General features: G+C 68.6%; 23 protein-coding genes and 1 pseudogene. 14 read left to right on the top strand and 10 right to left on the bottom strand.

Annotation, left to right across the window (positions count from 1 at the left end):
- The first annotated feature begins 13 nt into the window (after positions 1–13).
- Positions 14–2,329, top strand: a complete 2,316-nt coding sequence (locus AC07YH_RS06815) for a glucan 1,4-alpha-glucosidase (protein ID WP_494746237.1) — start codon at positions 14–16, stop codon at positions 2,327–2,329.
- A 124-nt stretch (positions 2,330–2,453) separates the two neighbouring features.
- Positions 2,454–4,802 (top strand): methyl-accepting chemotaxis protein, encoded by a 2,349-nt coding sequence (locus tag AC07YH_RS06810; RefSeq protein ID WP_494746236.1) that lies wholly within the window; start codon positions 2,454–2,456, stop codon positions 4,800–4,802.
- On the opposite strand, the gene AC07YH_RS06805 is transcribed toward AC07YH_RS06810, so the two are convergent.
- A complete protein-coding gene (locus AC07YH_RS06805; protein WP_494746235.1) occupies positions 4,799–5,929 on the bottom strand; it encodes an ROK family transcriptional regulator in 1,131 nt (376 codons plus the stop codon). The genes AC07YH_RS06810 and AC07YH_RS06805 overlap by 4 nt on opposite strands.
- 201 nt (positions 5,930–6,130) lie before the next feature.
- Here AC07YH_RS06805 and AC07YH_RS06800 point away from each other — a divergent pair, with 201 nt between their 5' ends.
- The 10 genes from AC07YH_RS06800 to AC07YH_RS06755 all read left to right on the top strand — a co-directional run bounded on the left by AC07YH_RS06800 (position 6,131) and on the right by AC07YH_RS06755 (position 16,397).
- Complete coding sequence (locus AC07YH_RS06800; protein ID WP_494746234.1) at positions 6,131–8,365, top strand: TonB-dependent receptor; 2,235 nt, start codon at positions 6,131–6,133, stop codon at positions 8,363–8,365.
- Positions 8,365–9,162, top strand: a complete 798-nt coding sequence (locus AC07YH_RS06795) for a DUF1868 domain-containing protein (RefSeq protein ID WP_494746233.1) — start codon at positions 8,365–8,367, stop codon at positions 9,160–9,162. The genes AC07YH_RS06800 and AC07YH_RS06795 overlap by 1 nt, the downstream gene beginning before the upstream one ends.
- A gap of 59 nt (positions 9,163–9,221) precedes the next feature.
- Entirely contained in the window at positions 9,222–9,716 is a 495-nt protein-coding gene (locus AC07YH_RS06790) for a GAF domain-containing protein (protein ID WP_494746232.1), read from the top strand.
- Positions 9,717–9,813: 97 nt separating this feature from the next.
- Positions 9,814–10,965, top strand: a complete 1,152-nt coding sequence (locus tag AC07YH_RS06785) for a GNAT family N-acetyltransferase (RefSeq protein ID WP_494746330.1) — start codon at positions 9,814–9,816, stop codon at positions 10,963–10,965.
- Positions 10,965–11,888: a glycosyltransferase family 2 protein gene (locus AC07YH_RS06780; protein ID WP_494746231.1), complete on the top strand. Its 924-nt coding sequence runs from the start codon at positions 10,965–10,967 to the stop codon at positions 11,886–11,888. Before AC07YH_RS06785 ends, AC07YH_RS06780 begins: the two co-directional genes overlap by 1 nt.
- Positions 11,771–12,808, top strand: a complete 1,038-nt coding sequence (locus AC07YH_RS06775) for a hypothetical protein (RefSeq protein WP_494746230.1) — start codon at positions 11,771–11,773, stop codon at positions 12,806–12,808. Before AC07YH_RS06780 ends, AC07YH_RS06775 begins: the two co-directional genes overlap by 118 nt.
- A 39-nt stretch (positions 12,809–12,847) precedes the next feature.
- Positions 12,848–13,372: a flavin reductase family protein gene (locus AC07YH_RS06770; RefSeq protein ID WP_494746229.1), complete on the top strand. Its 525-nt coding sequence runs from the start codon at positions 12,848–12,850 to the stop codon at positions 13,370–13,372.
- Positions 13,373–13,438: 66 nt separating this feature from the next.
- Positions 13,439–14,935, top strand: a complete 1,497-nt coding sequence (locus tag AC07YH_RS06765; protein ID WP_494746228.1) for a CoA-acylating methylmalonate-semialdehyde dehydrogenase — start codon at positions 13,439–13,441, stop codon at positions 14,933–14,935.
- Between the two features lie 16 nt (positions 14,936–14,951).
- Positions 14,952–15,923, top strand: a complete 972-nt coding sequence (locus AC07YH_RS06760) for a M15 family metallopeptidase (protein ID WP_494746227.1) — start codon at positions 14,952–14,954, stop codon at positions 15,921–15,923.
- 3 nt (positions 15,924–15,926) lie between these two features.
- Positions 15,927–16,397, top strand: coding sequence for a hypothetical protein (locus tag AC07YH_RS06755; protein WP_494746226.1), 471 nt, complete (start codon positions 15,927–15,929; stop codon positions 16,395–16,397).
- Here AC07YH_RS06755 and AC07YH_RS06750 read toward each other — a convergent pair.
- The 5 genes and pseudogenes from AC07YH_RS06750 to AC07YH_RS06730 form a co-directional block, all read right to left on the bottom strand.
- The gene (locus AC07YH_RS06750) at positions 16,394–16,807 is read right to left on the bottom strand and encodes a Cif family virulence factor (protein ID WP_494746225.1); all 414 of its coding nucleotides are present in this window, start codon (positions 16,805–16,807) and stop codon (positions 16,394–16,396) included. The two genes, AC07YH_RS06755 and AC07YH_RS06750, sit on opposite strands and share 4 nt — an antisense overlap.
- Before the next feature lie 27 nt (positions 16,808–16,834).
- Positions 16,835–16,927: pseudogene (locus AC07YH_RS06745) on the bottom strand (hypothetical protein); the annotation flags it as partial.
- Complete coding sequence (locus tag AC07YH_RS06740) at positions 16,908–17,621, bottom strand: DUF72 domain-containing protein (RefSeq protein WP_494746224.1); 714 nt, start codon at positions 17,619–17,621, stop codon at positions 16,908–16,910. The pseudogene AC07YH_RS06745 and the gene AC07YH_RS06740, both read right to left, overlap by 20 nt.
- Before the next feature lie 31 nt (positions 17,622–17,652).
- Positions 17,653–18,378, bottom strand: a complete 726-nt coding sequence (locus tag AC07YH_RS06735) for an endonuclease III domain-containing protein (protein ID WP_494746223.1) — start codon at positions 18,376–18,378, stop codon at positions 17,653–17,655.
- Between the two features lie 71 nt (positions 18,379–18,449).
- Positions 18,450–19,016, bottom strand: coding sequence for an NUDIX hydrolase (locus AC07YH_RS06730; RefSeq protein ID WP_494746222.1), 567 nt, complete (start codon positions 19,014–19,016; stop codon positions 18,450–18,452).
- 288 nt (positions 19,017–19,304) lie between these two features.
- Between AC07YH_RS06730 and upp the strand changes: the two genes are divergently transcribed.
- Positions 19,305–19,934, top strand: coding sequence for a uracil phosphoribosyltransferase (upp, locus tag AC07YH_RS06725; RefSeq protein WP_494746221.1), 630 nt, complete (start codon positions 19,305–19,307; stop codon positions 19,932–19,934).
- On the opposite strand, the gene AC07YH_RS06720 is transcribed toward upp, so the two are convergent.
- Both AC07YH_RS06720 and AC07YH_RS06715 read right to left on the bottom strand, forming a co-directional pair.
- A complete protein-coding gene (locus tag AC07YH_RS06720) occupies positions 19,931–21,127 on the bottom strand; it encodes a tetratricopeptide repeat protein (protein ID WP_494746220.1) in 1,197 nt (398 codons plus the stop codon). The two genes, upp and AC07YH_RS06720, sit on opposite strands and share 4 nt — an antisense overlap.
- Positions 21,128–21,141: 14 nt before the next feature.
- Positions 21,142–22,044, bottom strand: a complete 903-nt coding sequence (locus tag AC07YH_RS06715) for a 5'-methylthioadenosine/S-adenosylhomocysteine nucleosidase (protein ID WP_494746219.1) — start codon at positions 22,042–22,044, stop codon at positions 21,142–21,144.
- A 121-nt stretch (positions 22,045–22,165) separates the two neighbouring features.
- Here AC07YH_RS06715 and AC07YH_RS06710 point away from each other — a divergent pair, with 121 nt between their 5' ends.
- Positions 22,166–22,543, top strand: a complete 378-nt coding sequence (locus AC07YH_RS06710; RefSeq protein ID WP_494746218.1) for a response regulator — start codon at positions 22,166–22,168, stop codon at positions 22,541–22,543.
- Here AC07YH_RS06710 and AC07YH_RS06705 read toward each other — a convergent pair.
- On the bottom strand, positions 22,540–23,169 hold the full coding sequence (locus tag AC07YH_RS06705; RefSeq protein WP_494746217.1) for a hypothetical protein: 630 nt from the start codon (positions 23,167–23,169) through the stop codon (positions 22,540–22,542). The two genes, AC07YH_RS06710 and AC07YH_RS06705, sit on opposite strands and share 4 nt — an antisense overlap.
- Positions 23,169–24,446, bottom strand: coding sequence for a metal-dependent hydrolase family protein (locus AC07YH_RS06700; RefSeq protein WP_494746216.1), 1,278 nt, complete (start codon positions 24,444–24,446; stop codon positions 23,169–23,171). The genes AC07YH_RS06705 and AC07YH_RS06700 overlap by 1 nt, the downstream gene beginning before the upstream one ends.
- Between the last annotated feature and the right edge of the window lie 6 nt (positions 24,447–24,452).

The following is a 24,452-nucleotide window of genomic DNA, read 5'->3' as shown; positions in this document are numbered from 1 at the left end:
CGAGGTCCTCGCCATGCGAACCCTGAAACTGCTCGCCCTGGCCTCGGCCGCCGTCTTCACCGCCGGCGCCGCGCAAGCCGCCCCGACCACCTGGGCCTATTCGGCCAAAACCGGGGTCGGCGCGTCGTACGAGGCCTATGTCGACGGCGCCTACAAGGCCGGCGGCAAGACCGGGGCGGTGTCGAAGGTCTGGTTCTCGATCGCCGACGGCGTGCTGACCGAGACCATGTACGGCCTGATCCACGAAGCCCAGATCAAGCAGATGCGCATCGCCGTCCAGACCGCCACTGGCCTGGCGGTCGAGGGCGCGGATACGACTTCCAAGACCGAATACCTGCACGTCGACGCCGCCGGCCGTCCGCTGTCGCCGGCCTACAAGATCACCACCACCGACAAGCAGGGCCGCTTCGTCATCGAGAAGCGGATCTTCACCGATCCCGACCGCAACAGTCTGTTCGTGCGCGTGACGGTCAAGGCGCTGAAGGGGCCGGTGACCCCGACCCTGGTGCTGGAGCCGCACATGGCCAACACCGGCGGCGGCGATACGGGCGCGGCCTCGGCTGCGGCCCTGACCGCCTACGAGGGCAAGGCCTTCCTCAGCCTGAAAGGGACCAAGCCCTTTGCCAAGGCCTCGGCCAGCGTGCTGAAGGACAACGACGCGCTGCTGGGTCTGAAGGCGACCACCACCTCGGCCAAGGGGGCGATCGTCCTGACCGGCCAGCTGCCGGCCGTGGCCAAGGAAGCGACCTTCGACTTCGCCGTCGGCTTCGGCCCGGACGCCAAGGCCGCCGACGCCTCGGCCGCCGCCACGCTGAAGACCGGCTATACCGAGGTGCTGGCCCGTTTCAACGGCGAAGGCGCGCGGGTCGGCTGGGAAGACTATCTGGCCTCGCTGACCGAGCTGCCGCGCCTGCGTGACGCCTCGGAGGACGGCGGCAAGCTGGTCCAGGCCTCGGCCCTGATGCTGAAGGTCCAGGAGGACCGCTCCCACGCCGGCGCCCTGATCGCTTCGCTGTCGAACCCGTGGGGCGACACGGTGGACGCCACCCAATCCTCGACTGGCTACAAGGCCGTCTGGCCGCGCGACTTCTACCAGTGCGCCATGGCCCTGGCGGCGCTGGGCGACAAGGAGACGCCCCTGGCGGCGTTCCACTATCTGCCGACGGTGCAGGTCGGCGCCAAGACGCCCGGCAACAAGGGCGATGGCGGCTGGTTCCTGCAGAAGTCGCACGTGGATGGCACGCCCGAATGGGTCGGCGTCCAGCTGGATCAGACGGCCATGCCGATCATGCTGGGCTGGAAGCTGTGGAAGCTGGGCTGGCTGTCCGACGCCGACCTCAAGACCTTCTACGGCAAGATGCTGAAGCCGGCGGCCGACTTCCTGGTCAAGGGCGGCAAGGTTGATCTGGGCTGGAACCACTCGACGATCACCCCGCCGTTCACCCAACAGGAGCGCTGGGAAGAGCAGGGCGGCTATTCGCCCTCGACGACCGCCGCCGTGATCGCGGGCCTGGTCGTGGCGGGCGACATCGCCGAGGCCGCGGGCGACAAGACCTCGGCCGAAACCTACCGCAAGACCGCCGACGACTATTCGTCCAAGGTCGAGGCCCGCATGGTCACGACCAAGGGCTCCCTCGGCGACGGCCACTACTACCTGCGCCTCAACAGCGACCAGGACGCCGACAACAAGAGCCCGGTCGAGGAGCGCAACGGCCAGGCCGCCGTGCCCGAAGACAAGATGCTGGACGCCGGCTTCCTGGAGCTGGTCCGCTACGGCGTACGTCGCGCCGACGATCCGGCCATCGTCGCCAGCCTGCCCAAGATCGATGACCAGGCGATGGAAGACCTCTACCGCGTCCGTTACGACTTCACCTTCCCGGGCGTCGAGGGGACCTTCCCGGGCTACCGCCGCTACGGCGTCGACGGCTATGGCGAGGATACCAAGACCGGCGCCAACTACGGGGCCGACGGCCAGATGCGTCCGGGCCAGCGCGGCCGCGTGTGGCCGATCTTCACCGGCGAGCGCGGTCACTATGAGCTGGCCCTGGCCGGCCTGTCGGGCAAGCCCGACACGGCGGCGGTCAAGAAAATCCGCGACACCTATGTCCGCGCCATGGAGCTGTTCGCCAACGAGGGCCTGCTGATCCCCGAACAGGTCTGGGACGGCGTCGGGACGAAGAGCGCTCACGACTATGCCCGAGGCGAGGGCACCGACAGCGCCACGCCCCTGGCCTGGAGCCACGCCGAGTACGTCAAGCTGCTGCGCTCGGTTAGCGACGGGCAGGTCTGGGATACCTATGCGCCAGTAAAGGCCCGCTTCTCGCGCTAGGGTAACTGCATTCGGCGCGCGGATTGTCGCAGTTCCGCGCGCCTATGGCCTAGTTAACGCGGGCTTTAGGATTCGGCCGCGATGAGATGGTTAACAGCCATGCTCAGGGCCGGAGACCTTTGAAATGACAGCGTTCCGTCGGTTGACCATCGCCTGGAAATTGATCCTGGTGGCGGGTCTGGCGATCGGCTTCCTGCTCATCGCCGCGGCGGTGGCGGTGTCGTCGCACACCAGCGCGATCGTTTCGGGTCTCACCAACCGCTACGCCGGCGCGGTCGCCGACGACGCGATCCAGAGCGTCCAGGCCGATGTGGGCAAGGTGCAGTCGACCGTGCGGGCGATGGCCGTGTCGATCGGCGCGGCGCACGAGGCCGGCCTGCGCGACCGGGCCACGGTCGTCCAGATGCTGAAGCCCAACGCCGAGTCCTCGGAGATGGTGCTGGGCAGCTGGTACATGGCCGAGCCGAACGCCTTCGACGGCAAGGACGCCGAGTTCGCCGGCAACACCGCCTCGGGCTCGAACAAGGCCGGCAACTTCTCGCCGTACTGGGTGCACGACGGCGGCAAGGTGATCTTCCAGCCGCTGGACCAGGGCAACGAGTACGCCGAGCCCTACTATTCCGTGCCCAAGCAGACGGGGAAGTCGACGGTCGTCGAGCCCTACTCCTATGACGTCGCCGGCAAGTCGGTGCTGATGACCTCGGTCGTCTATCCGGTGTTCTCGCACGGCCAGTTCATCGGCGCGGCGGGCCTGGACATGGCGCTGGACAGCGTCTCCAAGACCCTGGGCGAGCTGAAGCCTCTGGGCGGTGGTCGGGTGATGCTGCTGTCGCCGACGGGCAAGTGGATCGCCCATCCCGACGCCGCCAAGCGCACCCAGGCCTATAGCGACGTTGGCGCCGACGAGGTGAAGAGCGTCCTGGCCGGCGGCGCGGCCGTCGAGGTCAAGGGCGTGGTCGCCGACGGCGTGCCGATGGCCCGCATCATCCGCCCCGTGCCGATCCCGGCCCTCAACACCACCTGGGCGCTGGTCATGGACGTGCCGGTGGCCGCCATCACCGGTCCCGCCGATCGCCTGGCCAAGATCCTGTTCATCGGCGGCCTGGTGATCACCGCCGCCGTGCTGGCCGCGCTGTTCTTCGCCAGCGCCGCCCTGGTCAAGAAGCCGCTGACCGGCCTGACGCGCTCGGTCGATAAGCTGTCGGCCGGCCGCTACGACGAATCCGTCCCCGGCATCGAGGGCGGCGACGAGATCGGCGCCATCGCCCGCGCCCTGGACGGCTTCCGCCACGACCTGGCCGATGGCCAGCGCCGCCGCAGCGAGCAGGAGGCCGAGCGCGCCGTCGCCGAGGCCGCCCGCCTGCGCCACGAGCAGGAGGCGCAAGCCTTCGCCGCCGCCCAGGCCAAGGCCGTCAACACCCTCGGCGAGGGCATGGAGCGCTTGGTCGACGGCGACCTGATCTGGCGCATGCGCGAGGACGAGTTCCAGGGCGATGCGGTGAAGATGCCGCGCGACTTCAACGCCGCCGTCGAAAGCCTGCAGACCACCATGGCTGGCATCCTCAACGCCGCCCGCAGCATCCGCAGCGGCTGCGCCGAGATCAGCACGGCCGCCGATGATCTTTCTCAACGGACGGAACGCCAAGCCGCTGGCTTGGAACAGACCGCCGCCGCCCTCGACCAGATCACCGCCACGGTGAAGCGCAGCTCGGAAGGCGCCGAACGCGCGCGCCAAGTCACGATCAGCGCGAAAGCCGCCGCGGAACGCAGCGGTGTCGTGGTCAAGGAAGCCGTCGTGGCCATGAGCGGCATCGAGAAGTCCTCGCAGTCGATCACCCAGATCATCGGCGTCATCGACGAGATCGCCTTCCAGACCAACCTGCTGGCCCTCAATGCCGGCGTCGAGGCCGCCCGCGCCGGTGAAGCCGGCCGTGGCTTCGCGGTCGTCGCTCAGGAAGTGCGGGCGCTGGCCCAGCGCTCGGCCGACGCGGCCAAGGAGATCAAGGGCCTGATCAGCGCCTCGACCGCCGAGGTCGGCAAGGGCGTGCGCCTGGTCGGCGAGACCGGCGAGACCCTGGAGCAGATCCTGACCCAGGTGGCCGAGATCAACGAACTGGTCGGCGAGATCGCCTCGTCCTCCAAGGAGCAGGCCGTGGGCCTGGCCGAGGTGAACCAGGCCGTGAACCAGATGGACCAGGTCACCCAGCAGAACGCCGCCATGGTCGAGCAATCGACGGCCGCCAGCCACGCGCTGTCGACCGAGGCTGCAGAGCTGGAACGCCTGATCGGCCGCTTCCAGGTCGGCGCGGTGGTCCACGAGATGCCGGCCCGCGCCGAGCGTCGTCCTGCGGTCTCGGCCCAGCGTCCGGCGGCGGCTCCGACCCGCGAGAGCTTCCGCCAGCGCTACGTCCAGGGCAGCAGCGCCCTGAAGGTCCAGCCCAGCAATCGTCCGGGTGAGTGGGAAGAGTTCTAGGCGAAGTAGGCCGCGCGTAACGGCAGCATGGCCGCGCCGATCGCAGCGGCTTCACCCGGCGTTTCGCTGGGGACGAGCCGTGCGGTGGGACGTGGGACCAGCCGCCGCTTCTGATCGAACAGCTCGATGTGCCCGATCATCCGGCGCGCCAGGTCGGGCGGCGTGCGTCCGCCGATCACGATCGCTTCCAGATCGAGGATCGCCGTGGCGTTCGAGGCGATGATCGACAGGGAGTCGCGCACCCGCGCGATCCATTCGTCGATGGCCGGCCAACTGGGGTCATAGGCCTCGACCAACTCGTCGACCGTGTCGAACCGCTGGCCGCCCTGGGCGACGATCAGGCGTAGCAGTTCCAGATTGGGGAACGGATAGATGTTCCCCGGCAGGCCGCCGGCGAATTCGCCCGCGTTTCCGAACCGACCGCGCCAGAGCTTGCCGTCCAGCACGACGCCGCCTCCGACCCCGGCCCCGAGATACAGGTAGGCGAAGCTGCTGGCCCAGCGCCCCACGCCGATCATCGCCTCGGCCATGGCGGCGGCGCTGCCGTCGTTCTCGGCGAAGGCGGGTAGGGCGTAGCGTTCGGAAAACAGCCCGGCGACATCAAGGCCGGCCCATTCCTCCAGGCTGTGGGGCGTGTTGAAGCCGGGCGCGTCGCCGATGAACGAGCCGGCGATGCTGATCCCCAGGCCCGCCAGGGTCTCCAGCGGTCGCCCCAGCGCATTGGCGGCTTCGGCGAGGGCGGCGTCCGTCCAGGTCAGCACCTTGGCCACCGGCATGGCGCCCATCCGCATCTTGCGCTCGAAGCGGACATTGCCGGCGAAGTCGACCGCCGCCAGCGCCACCGCATCGGCCATCACCGCTAAGCCCAGGCCGTAGGTGTGGTCCGGCGCCAAGTGGATCAGGGTGGACGGATAGCTGCGTTTGCCCAGGCTGGCCTTCTCGCCGAACACCACCATGCCCTGGGCGGTGAGGCCGCCCACCAAGCGCGAGACCGACTGCTGGGTCAGCTCGGTCGCCTCGATCAACGCCGCCTGGGTCGCGCCGCCGCGACGGAACAGCAGGCCCAGCAGCCGGCGCTCGCTGCGGGTCAGTTCCGGAGGGCGCGAAGGCGAAGCGGGAGCGTCCATGCGGCCCTCCATAGCGCGACTCGATCACGGCGCAATCCATCTCACGCATGAAAAGTGAGATTCTCGATCTTGGTCCTGTACTTCGTCACATAATGTACGCATAAAAAGTGCAATAGCGCATCGAACAGGCTCGTTCTAGGTTGCATTGCACCTGCGGCGAGTGAATTTAAGCCGCGCCACGGGCGCTTCGGGGATTTCGTCATGCGACTGCGCATCCGCCTTTGTTCGTCCGCCGCTCTCGCCCTCGCCCTGACGAGCGTCGCCATCGATGCAGCTCATGCTCAGGCGGATGGCGCGATCGCCGAGATCATCGTCACCGCCACGCGCCGGCCGGAGAAGCTGCAGGACGTGCCGGTGGCGGTCACCGTCGTTGACGGCGAGCGGCTGGCGCGATCGAACCTCAACACCCTGCGCGACATCGCCACGATCGTGCCGACCCTGAACTTCCGCACGGCGGCCTCGAACAAGGATCAGGCGCTGTTCATCCGGGGCCTCGGCACCGTCTCGACCTCGCCCGGCGTCGAGCCGACCGTCTCGACCGTGGTCGATGGCGTGGTGCTGGCGCGGCAGGGCCAGGCGACGCTGGACCTGCTGGATGTCGATCACATCGAGGTGCTGCGCGGGCCGCAGGGCACGCTGTTCGGCAAGAACGCCTCGGGCGGCGTGGTCAACATCGTCACCAAGGACCCCGGCAACGAGCTTCACGCCTTCGGTGAGGCCTTCTACGGCACGGGCGGCGACGAGCGGCGGTTCAAGGCCGGGATCTCGGGCCCGATCGTGGCCGGCAAACTGGCCGGATCGCTGAACCTCTTCACCGGCAAGTACGACGGCAACGTCACCAACATCTTCAACGGCGAGACGGTCAACGGTTACGCGCGGACAGGCGCGCGGGGCAAGCTGGTCTACACGCCGAACGAGGACCTTACCCTGCGGCTGGTCGCCGACTACATGGCCTCGCGCGACACCGCCCCGACCGGCGTGGTGCGGCGCACCTTCCTGACCGCCTATCCGACCGGCGTGGTCAGCAACTTCCCGGCCTTCGCCGCCGCCCTGGGGGCGGTCGTCCCCGGCGACGACAACCGCCAGGTCAACAGCAACCTCGACACCCACGCCCGCGACTTCAACAGCGGCCTGTCGCTGCAGGCCGATTGGACCCTGGGCGGCCACACCCTGACCAGCGTCACCGCCTTCCGCCGCTGGGACAATATCCAGTTCCAGGACCAGGACCGTTTGCCGGGCGTGATCGCCGGCTTTCCGCAGCAGCACGATCGCGGCGACCTCGGCTTCGAGCAGCTGTCGCAGGAAATCCGTCTGGCCTCGCCGAAGGGCGGCCTGATCGAATATGTGGTCGGGGCCTATTTCATGCGGTCCAGCGACGACGAACTCTATCGCCGTGAGACCACCACCCTGACCGGCGCCGCCCGCGCGGTGTTCAACGGCCTGGCCGACTACGGCGTCACCGACAACAACACCTCGCTGTTCGGCGAGGCAACGATCAACGCCTCGGACCGCCTGCGCCTGATCGCCGGCCTGCGCGGCGTGCGCGACGAACTCAGCTACCGCTTCCAGCGCGTCTCCTCGTCGCCGACGCCGGTCGCGGGCATCCAGACCAGCTTCGCCAGCGCCGGCTCGACCGACAAGGACGGCTATGCCGCCCGTCTGGGCGCGCAATACGATCTGACGGGGTCGAGCATGGCCTACGCCACCTATTCGCGCGGCTACAAGGGCCCAGCCTACAACGTCGCCTTCAGCATGCTGCCGCAGGACACCGGGGTGCTGAAGCCCGAGACCAACGACGCCTATGAGGTGGGCCTGAAGTCGCGGCTGTTCGACGGTCGGCTGCAAGCCAACCTGGCCGGCTTCGTCACCGACTTCACCAACTACCAGGTCAATTTCTACGACGTGTACAACGGCTCGCCGGTCACCCGCCTGATCAACGCCGGCAAGGTCTCGACGCGCGGGATCGAGGCCGATCTGGCGGCCAAGCCCGTCCGGGGCCTGACCCTGACCGGAGCCGCGGCCTATATCCACGCCCGCATCGACGACTTCAAATGCCCGACCGGCACCGCGGCCTCGTGCCAGGTCAACGGCAAGCCGCTGCCGTTCTCGCCGGACTGGAAGCTGAACGCCCGCGCTGACTACCGCCTGCCGCTGGAGGGCGCCTTCGCCGTCGAGCTGACGACCGAGTACAGCTGGCAGAGCAAGACGCAGTACAGCATCAACCAGACCCCCGACACGGTGCAGGACGCCTACGGCATCTGGAACGCCGGCGTGACCGTGACGGCGCCGGGGGACTGGCGCTTCACGGTGCTGGCCAAAAACATCGCCAACACCCACTATTCGTCGATGATGTCGACCTTCGGCAGCGGCGTGGTGCGGTTCGTGCCGCGCGACGACCGCCGCTACTTCGGCTTCGACCTGCGCAAGGACTTCTGATGCGGCGGGAACCCCTGGTTTCGGAAGGCCGTCGCACGCTGTTGCGAGCGGCGGCGGGCATGGCGGTCGTGGGAACGGCGGCGAGGGCGATCGCGCAAGGTCGCCCGGCCTATCCGCCGGACGTCTTCAGCAAGTTCTATCCCGACGGGCGGCCCTGTCCGTTCGCCGGCAATACGGTCGTCTGCCACCTGGACCAGCAAGGCGAGCGGGCGGCGGCGTTCGACGCGCTGCTCGACATCTATCGCGAGATCCAGACCCTGCCGTTCGCCCGCAAGGTCGCATGGCTGCCGCCGTCCAGCTATCACGTCACCCTCTTCGGCGGGGCCAACGACCGGCCGCGCCTGAAGACGAGCTGGCCGGCGGACCTGTCGCTCGACCTGCCGATGGCCGAGTGCGACCGGCTGCTGGGCGAGCGGTTGAAGGGGTTCGACCTGGACTGCGCGCTGCCGCTGCGCCTGAAGGTCGACCTGACCCAGGTCCAGGATCCGGCGAAGCCCCTGACCCTGCTGCTCCTGCCCGTCGACGCCGCCGAGGAGACCAAGCTGCGCGACCTGCGCGATCGCCTGTCCCGACGCCTGGCCATCCGCTCGCCCAACCACGACGCCTACAGGTTCCACGTCTCGCTCGGCTATCCGATCGCCTGGTTCACCAAGGGCGAGGTCGCCGCCTTCCAGGCCGTCTGGGGGCGCTGGGCTGGCAAGGTCGCCGCTAAGTCGCCCGTGGTCGAGCTGGGCGCGCCGGAATACTGCCTGTTCGACGACATGTTCGCCTTCCGTCGCCAGTTCTACCTGCGCTAAGGCGCCGGCCAGCAGCCTTTCCCCTCGCATCCCACGCCAGCCGCGCTATATCCCCCGCCATGGCCGAAGCGTTCAACGACATCACCCTCTCCGCCGACAAGGCGACCCGCTATGCCGAGGTCGCCGAGGAGATCGCGTCCGTGCTGGACGGCGAGCCCAATGTCACCGCCCGCATGGCGACGGTGGCCTCGATGCTGGCGAGCAGCTTCGACTACTATTTCTGGACCGGCTTCTACGTCGTCGATCCCACGAAAGAGCGCGAGCTGGTGGTCGGCCCATACCAGGGCACGCTGGGCTGCCTGCGCATCGCCTACGGGCGCGGTGTGTGTGGCACTGCGGCGGCGACCGGCCAGACCCAGCTTGTGCCAGATGTGCACGCCTTTCCCGGCCACATCGCCTGCGACAGCCGTTCGGAGAGCGAGATCGTGGTGCCGGTCTTCGGTCCCGACGGCCAGCTGATCGCGGTGTTCGACGTCGATTCAGACAAGCCCGCCTCGTTCGACGCGACCGACCAGCTGTGGCTGGAAACCATCCTCAAGACGACGTTTGCATAAAATGGGTACAACCCAGTCGGGTACCCTACATATGGCCCGCTGATTGCAGGCCTTGGTCCATCTTTCCCTAACCCGAGCCGGAGTAGGACAGGTGGATATGTTGGACGTCGAGACCCTGCACCCGAGCCTGCTGAGCGCGCAAGACGTGGCGCTGTGGCGGAGCCTCGCCGCCGATCAGGCGGGGTTCGGCAATCCCCTGCTGGGCCCCGATTTCGCGCAAGCTGTTGGAAAAGTTCGTGAAGATGCACGCGTTGCGGTGGTTCGCCGCGACGGCGTGACCCTGGGCTTCCTGCCGTTCCACCGCCGTCCGGGCGGCCTGGCGCGGCCGATCGGTTCGCCGCTGTCGGACTATCATGGCCTGGTCGCCCGTCCCGATGCGGGACTTGATCTGGCACAGGTGCTGCGCGCGGCCGACGTCTCGGTGTTTCGCTACACCGGCCTGATCGACCCGAACGGCGTTTTCCCGGCCTCGCCCGAAACCGACCGCACCGCCTATGTCATCGACCTGGCCGAGACGTCCGCTGCGGACTATCTCGAGGCCGTCCGGGCCGCGAGCCCCAAGAAGATCAAGAACTACCGCCGCCTGGACAACAAGCTGGACCGCGAAGTCGGGCCGGTGCGCCTGGTGGCCGGTGACGTCAGCCGTGAGGCCTTCAACCAACTGATCGACTGGAAGCGCGAGCAGCTGCTGCGCACCGGCATGCACGATTTCCTGCGCGCCGACTGGACGCGCGAGCTGATGGCCGACCTGTTCTCGGTCCGCGATAGCGACTTCCGCGGTCTGATGATCAACCTCTATGCCGGCGACACGCTGGTCGGCGGTCACTTCGGCATCCGCCAGGGCGCGACCTATCACCCGTGGCTCGCCTCTATGAACCCCGAGCACGCCGCTTGGTCGCCGGGGCAGATCTTCTTCCTGCGCGCCATCGCCGCCATGCCGGCGCTGGGCCTGGACCGCTATGACCTCGGTCCCGGCCACGACCACTACAAGCGGTCCTACGCCCTGAAGAGCATCACGATAGGTGAGGGGGCCGCGACGGCCTCCGGCATCGGCGGGCGTGTGGCGTCGTCGATGGAGAGCGTCTGGAGCATGGCCGGCGCGCACGGCGCGGGGCCGGTCGGCCAGCTGCGCCGGCGGATGGACGCCATCGCCAGCAGCGAGCTGACCATGTCCGGCCGCGTGCGCGACTTCGTCGAGGCCGTGGCCTCGAAGGCCCAGCGCCGTGGCGGAGAGCATCCGGAGGCCTGATGGCGCGCGTGACGATCATGATCCCGACGCAGCGACGTCCCGACGGCCTGGCTGTCGCGGCGCGCTCGGTGTTCGGCCAGACCGGCGTCGATCTCGGCGAGCTGGAACTGGTGATCGTCGACAACGACCAGGTCCCGTCCGCCAAGCCGGTGGTCGACGACCTGGCCAAGACCGCGCCGTTCCCGGTGATCTATGTCAACGAGCAGCGCCCCGGCGTCGCCTTCGCCCGCAACGCCGGCATGGCCCGCGCCTCGGGCGAGCTGATCGCCTTCCTGGACGATGACGAGGAAGCCCCGGCTGGCTGGCTGGCCGCGCTGCTGGCCGCCCAGGTCCGCTACGACGCCGACGCGGTGTTCGGGCCGGTGAAGACCCGCGCGCCCGACCACATCGTCGAGCACCGCGACTATCTCGAGCGCTTCTTCTCGCGGGTAGGCCCCGCCGAGGCCGGCGTGCTGGACCACTACTACGGCTGCGGCGACAGCCTGATCCGCCGCTCCGCGCTGCCGGATCCGGTCTCGCCGTTCGCGGTCGAGCGCAACCATATCGGCGGCGAGGACGACATGCTGTTCGGCCACATGCAGGTCGCCGGCGCGCGCTTCGCCTGGGAGCCCGCGGCCTGGGTCTGGGAAGAGCCCGTGCCCAGCCGCATGAACCTTCGCTACACGATCGCCCGCGCCTTCGCCTACGGCCAGGGCCCGACCTCGCACTGCGCCGTGGCCAGCCCGCGCGACAATCTGGGCGTTGCCCGCTGGATGATCATTGGCCTGGGCCAAGCCGCCGTCTTCGGCGTCGTCGCCGGCTTCAAGTGGCTGACCCGCGCCAAGGACCGCGCCGAATGGCTGGACCGCGCCGCGCGGGGCCTGGGCAAGACCTTCTGGTGGGGCCCCTTCAAGATCCATTTCTACGGGAGGACCGCGACATGAGCGTGATCACCGACTGGACGGCGGACAAGGCCAAGGCCTTCGGCCGTGAGAACCTGATGTTCAAGCACGCCCTGCATGAGCGTCCGATGTTCGACGACGAAGGCTTGGCGCGCCTGCTGGACCTCTATCCGCGCGACAAGCTGGGCGTCTTCACCATGGGCGAGGACCCGAAGGCCTGGACCACCTGGCGCAAGGGCTCGCCCGGCAACCTGACAGGCGACCAGTTGCTGGACGGCGCCAAGAGCGGCCGCATCTGGCTGAACCTGCGCCAGACCAACGACCACGTTCCGGAATACGCCGCGCTCAGCGACGAGATCTTCGCCGACAAGGAGGCCCACGTCCCGGGCCTGAAGACCTTCAAGCGCGACGTCGGCATGCTGATCTCCAGCGCCAACGCCCAGGTGTTCTATCACCTCGACGTGCCGCTGGTGTCGCTGTGGCAGATCCGCGGCGAGAAGAAGGTGTGGGTTTATCCGGTGGCCGACCCCTATGTCGGCGACCTGGCCCTGGAGAAGATCGTGCTGCGCGAGACCGCTGAGCAGTTCGCCTTCGAGCCCGAATGGGACAAGGGCGCGCAGGAGGTGACGCTGACGCCCGGGAACATGGTGACCTGGAAGCAGAACGCCCCGCACCGGATCGAGAACGGCCCGATGCTGAACGTCTCGATCTCGATCGAATTCATGACTCCGCCGGCCTTGATGCGGGCCAATGTCATCTACGCCAACGGCGTGCTGCGTCGGCGCATGGGCATGAACCCGCGCGTGCAGGACGGCTTTGGCCCGACCGCGCTCAGCAAGCTGGCCGTGGCGCGCGGGGCCAAGGCCCTGGGCCTGCAGACCCCGCATGTGCGCCACCTGCCGGTCACCTTCGGCCTGGATGCCACGCGACCGGGCGTTTTGGTCGAGAGCCCCCGCGCCTAACGCTTGCCGACCGCCGATCTTTGCCGCACTGCTTAGGCAATGAGTAAAGCGGTCACGATTGAACTGGGGGAGGGCGCCGAGCACGACGCCCGGGCCCTGCGCGACGCGTTCGGGTGTTTCACGACCGGGGTGACGGTGATCACCACCGTCTGCGAGGACGGACGCAAGGTCGGACTGACCGCCAATTCCTTCACTTCGGTGTCACTGGACCCACCGCTGGCCCTGGTCTGCGTCGACCTGAAGTCGTCCAGCCTGTCGTCGCTGGACGCCGCCGGACGCTGGGCGGTCAACGTCCTGCACGCCGAGCACCAGGCCCTGGCCCGGCAGTTCGTCCAGAAGGACACCGACCGCTTCGCCGGGATCGAGACCGAGACCTGGAAGACCGGCGTGCCGATCCTTCCGAACTGCATGGCCAATTTCGAGTGCGAGACCCACCACGTCTTCGACGCCGGCGACCACCGGATCTATGTCGGGCGGGTGGTCAAGCTGCGCTACGACCCCGACCACGAGCCGCTGGTCTATCTGCAGGGCCGGTTCCGCCGCGTCCATGTGGATGCGGAATAACTTCGCGCGATACGGCGCGAACCTTGGATGCTATTGACGCCAAAAAACAGCGTTAGGGAGCGCATCATGCGAGACATCGCCCATTTCGTGAACGGTCAGACCCTGGCTGGTTCCTCCGGCCGCTTCGGCGACGTCTTCAATCCCAATACCGGCGAGGTCCAGGCCCGCGTCCAGTTCGCCAGCGACGCGGAGATGGACGCCGCCGTCCAGGCCGCCGCCAAGGCGCAGATCGGCTGGGCCGCGACCAACCCGCAGCGCCGCGCCCGGGTGATGTTCGAGTTCAAGCGCCTGATCGAGCGCGACATGAACGGCCTGGCCGAGATCCTGTCGTCCGAGCACGGCAAGGTCATCGCCGACAGCAAGGGCGACATCCAGCGCGGCCTGGAAGTCATCGAGTTCGCCTGCGGCATCCCCCACATCCTGAAGGGCGAATATACCGAAGGCGCCGGCCCTGGCATCGACGTCTATTCGATGCGCCAGCCGCTGGGCGTCTGCGCGGGCATCACGCCGTTCAACTTTCCGGCCATGATCCCGATGTGGATGTTCGGCATCAGCATCGCGGTCGGCAACAGCTTCATCCTCAAGCCGTCGGAGAAGGATCCGACCGTGCCGGTCAAGCTGGCCGAGCTGATGATGGAAGCCGGCGCCCCGGCCGGCGTGCTGAACGTGGTCCATGGCGACAAGAGCGCCGTCGACGCCATCCTGACCCATCCGCTGATCCGCGCGGTCAGCTTCGTCGGCAGCTCCGACATCGCCCACTATGTCTACCAGACCGGCACGGCGCACGGGAAACGCGTCCAGGCCATGGGCGGCGCCAAGAACCACGGCATCGTCCTGCCCGACGCCGACCTGGACCAGGTGGTGAAGGATCTCTCGGGCGCGGCCTTCGGCTCGGCTGGCGAGCGCTGCATGGCCCTGCCGGTGGTGGTGCCGGTCGGCAAGGCCACCGCCGACGAACTGCGCGAGCGCATGGTCGCCGAGATCGCGTCCTTGAAGGTCGGGGTTTCCACCGATCTGGACGCCCACTACGGCCCGGTGGTCAGCGCCGCGCATCGCGACAAGATCGCCGACTACATCCGCATCGGCCAGGAAGAGGGCGCCGAGCTGGTGGTCGACGGCCGCGACTTTGCGCTGCAAGGCTTCGAGAAGGGCTTCTTCATCGGCCCGTCGCTGTTCGACGGCGTCAAGAAGGGCATGAAGACCTATCAGGAGGAGATCTTCGGCCCGGTGCTGCAGATCGTCCGCGCCGAGAGCTTCGAGGAGGCCGTGGCCCTGCCGTCCGAGCACCAGTACGGCAACGGCGTCGCCATCTTCACCCGCAACGGCCGCGCGGCCCGCGAGTTCGCCGCCAGCGTCAATGTCGGCATGGTCGGCATCAACGTGCCGATCCCGGTGCCGGTGGCCTATCACACCTTCGGCGGCTGGAAGCGTTCGGCCTTTGGCGACACCAACCAGCACGGCGTCGAAGGCGTGAAGTTCTACACCAAGGTCAAGACGGTGACCGCCCGCTGGCCCGAGGGCGAAGTCGGCGACAGCAGCTTCGTCATCCCGACGATGAAATAACGCCAAGGGGGCGGCGATGCGTGGTTTGGTTCGACGATCCTTCCTGTCCATCGCCGCCGCGGGGCTGCTGGCCCCGGCCGCCCTCGCGCAGACCAAGGCTGAGTGGTCCGCCATCGGCCAGTACGGCGATAAGGCCGCGCCGTTCACGGTCTTCGAGAAGGACGGCGCGCTGCACATCGACGGCGAGGGCTTCAAGTCCGCGCGGCTGACGGCCTCGGGCGGTGGTCGCTACGCCATCGCTGGCGGCGGCGAGCTGACGCTGGAGAAGGGCGCGGTGCGCCTGAACGGCAAGACCCTGGCCTTCCACGACTTTGGGGCCGAGACGCGCGAGCGCATCCATAAGGCTGTCCGCGCCGATCCGGTCGCCCTGCGCCAGCGCGCCTTGGCCGCGACGCCGCCGGTGGAAAAGGACGAGCATCTGCCGTCCGACCTCGTCGACGTGACGACCATCGATCCGGGCATCAAGCTCGACATCTGGTACGCCACGCCGGACAACTTCATGGGCATCCCGCTCTACGAGAAACCGGCCGCCTACATGCAGCGTCCGGCCGCGCAGGCGCTGGGCCGCATCCACAAGGCGCTGGCGGCCAAGGGCTATGGCCTGCTGATCCACGACGCCTACAGGCCCTGGTACGTCACCTGGATGTTCTGGGACGCCACCCCGCCCGAGGACCACGTCTTCGTCGCCGACCCGGCCGAGGGCTCGCGCCACAACCGCGGCTGCGCGGTGGACCTGACCCTGTACGACCTCAAGACCGGCAGGGCCGTCGAAATGCCCGGCCGCTACGACGAGTTCTCGACCCGCTCCTACGCCGACTTCGTGGGCGGCACGACGGCGCAGCGCGCGCGGCGGCTGGTGCTGCGCCAGGCGATGGAGGCGGAGGGCTTTACCGTCTATCCGGAAGAGTGGTGGCACTTCGACTTCAACGACTACCGCCGCTACCCGATCGGGACGAAGACGTTTACGGAACTGGCGGGCAGGATCTAGCCGATGCTCGCTGTCCTGCTGCTAGCCGCCAGCCTCGCCAACTGCCCGATCGAAGACGCGCGATACGCGCTGCGCACCGAACCGACGGTCGTCGCGCGTTTCCTGGCGGTGGAGAGCGGGCCGGACTGGCCACAGGGGCTCGCCCTGCGGCTCGATTTCCACGGCCGCCGCGAATGGTTTCTGCCTTGGAACGGCGGCACGGATGGGCGGCAGAACATCTCGTCGATCCTGGACCCGACGCGGCCCGGCTGGACCCCGCCCAGCCCGGACGGTGGGCCACGGCCGCTGGGCGACTTCGAATATGTCGGCTTGGACGAGACCTATCTTCTCCTGGAGGCGGCCCCAAAGCGCGGAGGCAAGGCGCCGGCGCACTTCCTGTTGCCGCACTTGGATGACGTTCTGCGGCATCCGAGCGGCGACAAGCCTCGCGACAGCATCCCGCGGCAGTTCTTCGACCTCGTCGCGTGCGGCTAGGCCTGCCAGGCGAAGTCCACGACCGCCCAGCCGTACGAACGAATCCGCCAGCGCTCGCCCTCGCGGACCTGCACGAAGGTCCAGCCGCCCAGCTCGCTGAACGGCTTGCCGTCGCGCACGCCGCGCCAGCGTGTGGGCAGGGTGAAGTGGACGGTGTCGCCGGAGAGGCCGAAGTCCTGCGGCGGTTCGAACGTGTGGCGCAGGTCGTCGATCGCCCCCACGTGCTGCGCCATCAGGGCCTTCCACTGGGCGAGACCCGATTGGCCCGTGAAGACGTGCGGCGGGAAGTTTTCGAGGATGACGACCTCGCCGTCGGAGAAGACGCCGTCCAGCAGGGCCGCGTCGCCGGTTTCGAGGAAGCGGGCCAGCGCCTCGGGGGCGGCCAGCATTTCGGTGTTCGGACCGTTCATCGACATCCCCCAACTTGTCATCCCGGAAGCGCGTAGCGCTATCCGGGACCCAGGGGCAAGCGACGGAGCGGTGGCCCCTGGGTCCCGGCTCTCCGCTTCGCTACGGCCGGGATGACAAGATTTGGAGCATCGCCAGCCCGTCCCGCGTCGCCGCGCCGAACTTGGTGTTGTCGAAGACGCACCAGGTCTCTGGCTCCTCGACCAGCCGCGCAGCCAGCGCCTCCAGCACCTCAGTCGGATAGGCGCTCTCGTAGATCACCGGCGAACCGTGCCAGCGGCGGTAGACGAGGCCGCGCCAGCCGCCGGGCTCGGCCGCCTGCGGAACCACGGCCGGATCGGCGGCGACCCTGGCGATCTGGACGGCCGCCAGCATCCGGTCCGTCGTCGCCTCGAACCAGCTCACATGGCGAGGCTCCAGCACGGTCGGCGCATCGGTCCGCCCGCGCCAGGCTTTCAGGAATGTCTCCACCACACCCGCCTCGAACCGCAGGCTCGGCGGCAGTTGCACCAGCAGCGGCCCACGCTTGCCGCCCAGGCCGTCGGTCTCGTCGAGGAACCGCGCCAGCAGGTCTTCAATCCCGACCAGTCGCCGCTCGTGGGTGATTGTCCTCGGGACCTTCACCGCGAACCGGAAATCCTCCGGCGTCGTCGCGGCCCAGCGCTCGTAGGTTTTCCGCTGATGCGGCCGATAGAATGAAGAGTTGATCTCGACGCAGTCGAACCGCGCCGCGTAGCGCTCCAGTCCCGCGCCCTCGACGGGAAAGTCGAGATCACGCGGAAAGCTCCAGCCGGCCGTGCCGATGCGGATGGTCATCACCGCTCAGCGCGCGAGGCGCCGTCCGGGTTCAGCCGCGCGGCCGCCAGGCCAGCACGTCCGCGCTGCGGCCGACCCCCGACTTGGCGCACATCGACTTGACCGGGCAGGCCCCGCACTTGGGTCCTTCGTGCGGGCAGAGCATCTGGCCCAGGCCGCGCTTCAGCAGCCAGTGCAGTTCAAAGAGGTCGTCGGCCGTCCAGGTGTCCGGCGCCAGGCCCATCAGCGTGTGGTAGGTGTGGGTCGTATCCCCCGAGCCCACCAGGCCGATGCGTTTGGCGACGCGATCGACATGCGTGTCCACGACCAGCGACCGCATGGCCAGGTCGCTGAAGTTCAGAACGCAAGCGGCGACCTTGACGCCGACGCCGGGCAGGGCCTGCAGCTCCCAACGGGCTTGGTCGACGTCCAGCGTCTTCAAGTGGCTCAGCGACAGCCAGCCGACCTTGGCCTCGATCATCTTCAGGGCGGTGGTCAGGTGGCGGGCCTTGTCGCCGGGGAAGGTGACGTCGTCGATGATCCGGGCCACGGCGGCCACCGGGGCGCGGGCCAGGTCCTCCCAGCACTTGAACTCGGCCCGCAGGCGCAGGAACGCCGCCCACGAGACGGCGTCCTGGGTGCGGCCGCTGATCGACGACTTCACCAACTGCGAGATCGGGTCCATCCGCGCCACCGGCCGCTGCGGGCCGAACTCGCAGAGCAGGGCGTCGCGCACGCTTTCCAGCGGCGATCGCGCCAAGCCTAGGGACAGCTGCATGAAACCTCGTCGCGCAAGAACATAATGGGAACATTATGCGCGTCGAACGACGTTGTCCACAGGCGTTTGGATCAGCGGCGATAGCGACCCCAGAGCGTGGTCACGCGACGGCGCAGGCGCTGGAAGGCCACGCGCACCGGTGTCGGGGCCTTGGCCGGCGCGGGGCGTTCCTCTTCCGGCAGGGTGACGCCGGCGAAGCGGGCGATCAGGTCGCGCAGTTCGGGCTCCTGGACGGCGAGGGCGGCCTCGACCGGGGTCATCCACTCCAGCGTCCGCTGGCCCTGCTCGGGCCAGGCCTCGCGGCAGCCGGTGACGTGCAGCGGGAAGACATCGACCTTGACCAGCCGCGCAGCGCCGCTCTTCAGCCGCTTGAGGTACTCGTATTCGCCGATCGACTGCGGGGAGATCACCCCGTCCAGCCCGGCTTCCTCGTAGGCCTCCTGGGCTGCGGCCTCGAAGTCGGTCTTGCCCTTCATCGGCCAGCCCTTGGGGATCACCCAGCGGCGGGTCTCGCGCGACGAGACCAGCAGGACGCGCAGGGCGTCGCCCTCGCCCCGCCAGGGCAGGGCCGCGACCTGGCGGCGCTTGCCGCCGTCGCCCGCCTTGCGCGTTCCCGTCTTGCCGCTCGCCCTCGCCACGTCACCCCAATCTCAAGTTCAGACCCAGCCAGCAGGATAGTGGCTGCTTCCCTCTGAGTCGTCGCGTTGAACGTCTGTGCGACAACTCGCGCGCGTTCCGCGTGCGGAACCGCTGGGCGCGAATATCGTCTGTGAACGGATCGACTCCCGGGGGCGAGGTGAAGACCACGCGCGGGCGCGGGTGTCAAATTGGTTTGCCGGCGCCGCCATCGGCAGGCGCATCCGCGGCTTGCCGATCGGCGACCAACTGGCTTAAGCCCGGAGGGTATTTCTCAGCAGGGCTGTCCCATGTCGCAGGTCACCGTCGTCGATCATCCGCTCGTCCAGCACAAGCTGACCAAGATGCGCGACAAGCAGACCTCGACGAAGACCTTCCGCGCCCTGATGCGCGAGGTCGCGACCCTGATCTGCTACGAGATCACCCGCGACCTGCCGATGGATCCCGTTCAGATCGAGACCCCGGTCGCCCCGACCACGGCCTATGAGATCGCCGGCAAGAAGCTGGTCTTCGCCCCCATCCTGCGCGCGGGGTTGGGGATGTGCGAGGGGATGCTGGACCTGGTGCCGTCGGCGCGCGTGGCCCACATCGGCCTCTATCGCGACCACGATACGCTGGAGGCGGTCGAGTACTACTTCAAGGCGCCCGAGGACATCGCCGGCCGCCTCGTCATCGTGGTCGATCCGATGCTGGCCACCGGCCACTCGGCCATCGCGGCGATCACGCGGCTGAAGGAGAAGGGCGTCGCCAATCTGCGCTTCGTCTGTCTGCTGGCGGCTCAGCCTGGCGTGAACGCCTTGCGCGAGGCCCACCCCGACGTGCCGATCTGGACGGCGGCCGTGGACGCGACGCTGAACGAGCACGGCTACATCGTCCCGGGCCTGGGCGACGCCGGCGACCGGACGTTCGGCACGCGCTAGAGCTTGGGCGCGACGCCGAAACCCGCGAACTGTTTCTCGATCCCGGGATCAAGGGTGCGGGCCTTGTCCAGATCGGCGGCCGCGCCGGCCTCGTCGCCCGCCCAGGACTTGGCCACGCCGCGCCCGAACAGCGGGGAGGCGAACTCGGGATCCTGCTTCAGCGCCGCGTCATAGTCCGCGATCGCGCCCTTCAGGTCGCCCAGGCGCAGCTTGACCAGGCCACGGCTGTCGAGGGCCTCGGGGCGATCGGGCTCCCACCCCAGCACGGCGTCGCAGTCGGCCAGCGCCTGCGACAGGGCCACGCCCGCCACGGCCCGGGCCCAGCAGCGGCCATTGACCAGGTCGGGCCAGCCCGGCTGAAGCGCGATCAACGCGTCGAACTCCGCGATCGCGGCGGCCGTATGCCCGGTGTTGCTGTTGATCTGGGCCCGCAGCTGGCGGAGACGGAAGCTGTCAGGCGCGTATTGCTGGGCCTTGGCGATGTCGGCCAGCGCGAGGTCGGCCTGCCCCCATTCCCAACGCCTCTGAGCCCGCCAGTGATAGATGCGCGCCTCGCCGCCGCCGATGGCCAGCGCCTTGTCGACGTCGGCCAAGATGTCGTCCGGTCCGGCTTGGGACAGCATGGCTTTCAGGACATAGGCGGCGGAGGTGGGGGCCAGCGCCAGGGAGCGGTCCAGCTCGGCGGCGGCTTCGGGCGCACGGCCGAGACGGCCCAGCGCGAGCGCGTAGGACAGATGGGCTTTCGCGTCATTGGGCGCGGCGGCGAGCCAGGCCCGGTAGGTCTGATCCACACCCGCGGCGTCGCCCTCGTTGCTGAGCAGTTCGCCCAGCAGGCCGTAGGCGCGGAGCAGCTTGGGATCGAGGCGCAGGGCGGTTTCGTACTCGCTGCGGATCAGCGGCACGGCTCGGGGCGTGGCCAGCCGGGTCGCCAGGCCTAGCCGCAGGTGCGCCTCGGCGCTGTTCGGGTCGGCCGCGACGGCGGCTTGGGCGGTGTCCAGCGGTTCTGGCAGGTCATCGGATCCCATGGTCCAGAGCGCGTCGGACAGGATCGAATATTGCGAGGCCTCGCTGGAGATGCTGTCCAGGTCGGCGGTCTTGGGCGCGGGCTGGGCGAGCGCGACCGACGCGCCGAATGCCAGCGCGCAGAGGGCGAGGGTCGAGGTCCGCAAACCCTTGGAGACGAACGTGCGCACGGGGGCCTCCAAACCTAGTCCGCCAAGGCTTTGACGAACGCCTTCACCACGGTGGCGGAGTTGTCCGAAGCCAGGGCCATGAAGGTCCCCATCTCGTTGGCGCCCGCGCCGCCGCCGGCCAGGTCCGAGAGGCTGCGGAAGGCGATGAAGGGGGTGTTGCTGACCAAAGCGACATGGGCGACGGCGGCGCTTTCCATGTCCACCACCCGGGCCTGGAAGGTCGCGCGCAGGTATTTGCGGTAGCCCGCGTTGTCGAGGAAGACCGGGGCCGAGGCGCCGTTGCCGCCGACGACGACTTTCGGAGGATGCGCCAGGCACTTGTCGGCGGCGCAGCGTTGCAGGGTGACCTGGGCGGCGACCTTGCGGGCGGTCTCGAGCAGGACCGGATCGGCTGGGAACCAGACGCGGGCCGGGGCGCCCAGGGCGTCGCCGGGTAGAACGATCCCGCGCGGATAGATCATGCCGTAGTTGGCCAGGTCGCTGTTGCGGATGAACGACTGGACCTCGAAGCCCTTGTCGGTCTCGCGGGCGAAGGCGCTTTCCAGGTTCTGGACCCACTGGTCGGCGACCACGACATCGCCGATGTCCAGGCCTTCGTCGACGCCGCCGGCGATGCCGGAGAAGACGATGCGGGTGATGTTGAAGCGGTCCAGCGCCATCTGGGTGGTCATGGCCGCGTTGACCATCGACACGCCGCTGAGGAACACCACGACCGGCTTGCCTTCCAGCTTGCCGGTCATGAAGCGCACGCCGTGGACGTCGAAGGCCTTCTGCTCGCTGGTCGCGGCGTTCAGCGCGCCGATCTCCGGCGGGAAGGCCGAGATCACCGCCACGCGCGGGGTGTCGTCCAGGCGCTGGGCCAGAGCGGGCGAGACGACGAGGAACAGGCAGGCCAGGACGAGGGCAGGCAGGCGCATGGCGACTCCGAGGCGGGACAATGCCTGCTTAGCGGTCAAGTCGCGCGGTCCCAAGCGCGCAGGGCGGTTCCCACGGGAAAGTCTTTCGAACGCCATCAAAACCGCGTAGGCGGTGGCCTCGATGTCCAGACGCGTTCCTCTGATCTATGTCGCCGATGACGACGAGCCGACCCTTGAGCTGGTCGAGGCCTATCTGGCCCGTGACGGGCTGGAGGTCGTGGGCTTTCCCGCCCCCGATCGGCTGATGGCGGCGATCCCTGTGCGGCGGCCCGACGCGATCCTGCTGGACGTGCGTATCCCGGGCCAGAGCGGGCTCGACGCCCTGAAGGCGCTGAAGGAGTCGGAACACGCCGACATCCCGGTGCTGATGCTGACCGGCGACGGTCGCCTGGACCGCATCGTCCAGGCCATGCAGCTGGGCGCCAAGGGTTATGTGATGAAGCCGTTCGACGGCCCCAAGCTGGTGGCCGAGGTGCTGGCGCTGTTCAAGTCCGCCTAGCCGATCAGGCTCTTGAACCAGGCGATGACCTTGCCGCACCAGGCCAGGAAGTTCTCGAACACGCTGACCGGTTTGGGCGGGGACGGCGGCTTGATCTCGACCGGGACGAACCAGCTGGGCGCGGCTGGCGGGGCGCAGTTCATCCGCATGCCGACGCCCTTGAGATAGCCGCGCCGCACGCCGCCGGACTGGATCGCCTTGGCGATGGCCTTGTCGTGCTTGGCAGCCCCGGTCAGGCGGCGAATCCAGCCTCGGAAGGGCAAAAGATCGTGGGTGGTGTCGCGCACGCCGGTGACCCCGGCGCTGTAGGCCGCGTCCGCGACCTTCTTGCCCTTCGAGCGATTGTCGGGCGGCGGGGCTTCGTCGAGGTCGGGACCCAGGGCCGCGTCCAGTCGCCCGATCTCGGCGGCGATCGGCTCGCAGCGGGTCAAGTCCGTCAGGTCGTAGGGATTCTCGACCGCGCGGATCAGCACCGGCGGGATCGACTTCTGCTTGAGGTTCAGGTCCTCCAGCGGCGCGGTCGCTGCGTCGCGGAAGGTGTCGTGCTGCTGCAGCGTGCCCTGGTCGGTCTCGGCGAGCGCCGGGCTGGCGAGGGTGAGCAGCAGAAGGGCAGGCGCAACCCGCATCACGGCCGCTTCACCACCTGGCCGCCCTTCATGACGAAGACGACGTCCTTGGTCGCCTCGATCGCTTGGGTCGGGTCGCCCTGCACGGCGACGATGTCGGCCAGGTAGCCGGGCTTCAGCTGGCCCAGGTCGCCTGCGCGGCCCAGCACCTTGGCGTCCACGGCCGTGGCGGCCAGCAGGGCCTGGGTCGGCGTCATGCCCTCCTTGACCAGCCAGACGATCTCGCGGGCGTTGTCGCCGTGCCTGAAGACGCCGACATCGCTGCCCATGCCGATGGTGACGCCGTTCTTCACGGCCAGCTTGAAGGCGCGGTCGGCATTGACCATCGCGGCCGTCGGCGGCGTCTTGCCGGCGACATAGCCGCCGAAATAGGTCGAGGTGCTCTCGACAGCCGTCAGGGTCGGGAAGAACACCACGCCCTTCTCGGCCATCAGCTTGAAGGTCGCATCCGAGCCGCCGTAGCCATGCTCGATGGTGTCGACGCCGGCCACGACCGCACGGCGCATGCCCTCGTCGCTGGAGGCGTGGGCCGAGACCGGCCGGCCGCTAGAATGGGCGGCGTCGACCAGGGCCTTCAGCTCCTCGATCGAGAAGGTCGGCTGCGTGGAGCCATCAGGGCCAATTCGATAATCGGCGTAGACCTTGATCCAGTCCGCGCCGGCGCCGGCCTGCTCGCGCACGGCCTTGATCACCTCGGGCACGCCGCTGGCTTCCTGGGCGCCCTGGGGCAGGTCGGCCTCGGGATTGTAGTTCTTGCGGGCCGGACCGTAGGAGCCGGTGGCCACGATCGCCTTGGTCGCCACGAACAGGCGAGGGCCGGGGATCAGGCCGTCATTGATCGCCTTGCGCAGCGGCACGTCGGCCGCGCCGACGCCCTCAGTGCCCAGGTCGCGCAGGGTGGTGAAGCCGGCCTCCAGCGTCGCCTTGGCCTGCACCGCCGCCCGCAAGGTGCGGTAGGTCGGCGTCTCCTTCAGCACCTGATCGTCCCACAGGGTCTCGTTGTAGGGATGCAGGAAGAGGTGGCTGTGCAGGTCCATCAGGCCCGGGATCACCGTCGCGCCGGGCAGGTCGACGATCTCGGCTCCGGTCGCATCGATCTGGGCGACGGGACCCACGGCGGCGATCTTGCCGTCCTTGACCAGCACGGCCCAGCCCTCGTGCGGCGGGCCGGCATTCTCGGCGGTCCAGACCCGGGCGGGCTTGAGCAGCACCGGCTGGGCCGCGGCCGCGAGGCCGGGCGCCAGGATCAGGGCGAGGGCGGTGAGCAGACGGCGCATGAGGTG

The organism is Caulobacter sp. GW456-12-1-14-TSB4 (assembly GCF_059424195.1).
This window is presented reverse-complemented; position numbering and strand designations above follow the sequence as displayed.

Coding starts and splice junctions, on each gene's coding strand:
- AC07YH_RS06785 (WP_494746330.1), top strand. CDS start 9,814: ATGTTGGACGTCGAGACCCTGCACCCGAGCCTGCTGAGCGCGCAAGAC.
- AC07YH_RS06735 (WP_494746223.1), bottom strand. CDS start 18,378: ATGCAGCTGTCCCTAGGCTTGGCGCGATCGCCGCTGGAAAGCGTGCGC.
- AC07YH_RS06770 (WP_494746229.1), top strand. CDS start 12,848: ATGAGTAAAGCGGTCACGATTGAACTGGGGGAGGGCGCCGAGCACGAC.
- AC07YH_RS06755 (WP_494746226.1), top strand. CDS start 15,927: ATGCTCGCTGTCCTGCTGCTAGCCGCCAGCCTCGCCAACTGCCCGATC.
- AC07YH_RS06750 (WP_494746225.1), bottom strand. CDS start 16,807: ATGAACGGTCCGAACACCGAAATGCTGGCCGCCCCCGAGGCGCTGGCC.
- AC07YH_RS06715 (WP_494746219.1), bottom strand. CDS start 22,044: ATGCGCCTGCCTGCCCTCGTCCTGGCCTGCCTGTTCCTCGTCGTCTCG.
- AC07YH_RS06780 (WP_494746231.1), top strand. CDS start 10,965: ATGGCGCGCGTGACGATCATGATCCCGACGCAGCGACGTCCCGACGGC.
- upp (WP_494746221.1), top strand. CDS start 19,305: ATGTCGCAGGTCACCGTCGTCGATCATCCGCTCGTCCAGCACAAGCTG.
- AC07YH_RS06710 (WP_494746218.1), top strand. CDS start 22,166: ATGTCCAGACGCGTTCCTCTGATCTATGTCGCCGATGACGACGAGCCG.
- AC07YH_RS06800 (WP_494746234.1), top strand. CDS start 6,131: ATGCGACTGCGCATCCGCCTTTGTTCGTCCGCCGCTCTCGCCCTCGCC.
- AC07YH_RS06815 (WP_494746237.1), top strand. CDS start 14: ATGCGAACCCTGAAACTGCTCGCCCTGGCCTCGGCCGCCGTCTTCACC.
- AC07YH_RS06740 (WP_494746224.1), bottom strand. CDS start 17,621: ATGACCATCCGCATCGGCACGGCCGGCTGGAGCTTTCCGCGTGATCTC.
- AC07YH_RS06765 (WP_494746228.1), top strand. CDS start 13,439: ATGCGAGACATCGCCCATTTCGTGAACGGTCAGACCCTGGCTGGTTCC.
- AC07YH_RS06795 (WP_494746233.1), top strand. CDS start 8,365: ATGCGGCGGGAACCCCTGGTTTCGGAAGGCCGTCGCACGCTGTTGCGA.
- AC07YH_RS06760 (WP_494746227.1), top strand. CDS start 14,952: ATGCGTGGTTTGGTTCGACGATCCTTCCTGTCCATCGCCGCCGCGGGG.
- AC07YH_RS06805 (WP_494746235.1), bottom strand. CDS start 5,929: ATGGACGCTCCCGCTTCGCCTTCGCGCCCTCCGGAACTGACCCGCAGC.
- AC07YH_RS06810 (WP_494746236.1), top strand. CDS start 2,454: ATGACAGCGTTCCGTCGGTTGACCATCGCCTGGAAATTGATCCTGGTG.
- AC07YH_RS06705 (WP_494746217.1), bottom strand. CDS start 23,169: ATGCGGGTTGCGCCTGCCCTTCTGCTGCTCACCCTCGCCAGCCCGGCG.
- AC07YH_RS06790 (WP_494746232.1), top strand. CDS start 9,222: ATGGCCGAAGCGTTCAACGACATCACCCTCTCCGCCGACAAGGCGACC.
- AC07YH_RS06700 (WP_494746216.1), bottom strand. CDS start 24,446: ATGCGCCGTCTGCTCACCGCCCTCGCCCTGATCCTGGCGCCCGGCCTC.